Here is a 1080-nt window from a genome sequence, read left to right as displayed (position 1 = left end):
CTGCAGCCTCCGCAGGCCGCGCACGACGAAGCCGTAGTGGCAGAGGGTCCCGACGACATCGGCGCCGAACCCCCTGCCGCGCGCGGAGGGCAGCACCGACACCCCGTCGGACGCGCCGCCGGACCGGCCGGTCGCGCGGGCTACTTCGGGTCGCGGCCGTAGAGGGACGTGGACCAGAAGTAGCCGAGCAGGATCAGGCCGAGGCACCAGGCGACGGCGATGAGGCCGTCGTTGCCGATCTCGGTGCCGAGCAGGAGTCCGCGCAGGGTCTCGATGGCCGGGGTGAACGGCTGGTACTGGGCGACCGGCTGGAACCAGCCGGGCATCGCGTCGAGCGGGACGAACGCGCTGGAGAGGAGCGGCAGGATCATCAGCGGCATCGCGTTGTTGCTGGCGGCCTCGACGTTCGGGCTGGACAGGCCCATGCCGACCGCGATCCAGGTGAGGGCGAGGGAGACGAGCGTCAGAAGTCCCACCGCTGCCAGCCACTCCAGCACGGTGGCGTCCGTGGACCGGAATCCGATGGCCACCGCGACGGCGGCGACCAGGACCACGCTCATCACGCACTGCAGGACGCTGCCGAGGACGTGGCCGATGAGGACCGATCCCCGGTGGATCGCCATGGTGCGGAAGCGGGCGATGATGCCCTCGGTCATGTCCATCGAGACGGAGACCGCGCTGCCGATGGTGGTTCCGCCGATGGTCAGCATCAGGATGCCGGGGACGAGGTACCTGAGGTACTCGGAGCGGTCCGCGCCGCCACCGCCGATGCCCGCGCTCATGGTGTCGCCGAAGATGTAGACGAAGAGCAGGAGCAGCATCACCGGTGTGAGCAGCAGGTTCAGCGTGAGCGAGGGGTAGCGCCGGACGTGCAGCAGATTGCGGCGCAGCATCGTGGACGAGTCGCGCACGGCGAGGGAGAGGGTACTCATCGGACGTCCTCCTTGGGGTGGAGCTGCGGGGTCTGCTGGTTCGGCACGGTGGTGCGGGTGCCGTCGGTGAGGGCGAAGAAGACGTCGTCGAGGTCGGGGGTGTGGACGGTGAGTTCGTCGGCTTCGACGCCGGCGGTGTCGAGGCGGT

The 1080-nt window shown here is 69.7% G+C and carries 1 protein-coding gene and 2 pseudogenes; all 3 read right to left on the bottom strand.

Going from position 1 to position 1080, the window contains the following annotated elements; genetic code table 11:
• Positions 1-105, bottom strand: a pseudogene (locus tag ACWD3D_RS37380) (GNAT family N-acetyltransferase); the annotation flags it as partial.
• A 35-nt stretch (positions 106-140) separates the two neighbouring features.
• Positions 141-932 (bottom strand): ABC transporter permease, encoded by a 792-nt coding sequence (locus ACWD3D_RS37375; protein WP_451465073.1) that lies wholly within the window; start codon positions 930-932, stop codon positions 141-143.
• Positions 929-1080: pseudogene (locus ACWD3D_RS37370) on the bottom strand (ABC transporter); the annotation flags it as partial. The gene ACWD3D_RS37375 and the pseudogene ACWD3D_RS37370, both read right to left, overlap by 4 nt.

Source organism: Streptomyces sp. NPDC002690 (assembly GCF_053592415.1).
The sequence above is the reverse complement of the archived record's forward strand: the minus strand, read 5'-3'. Positions and strand labels throughout refer to the sequence as shown.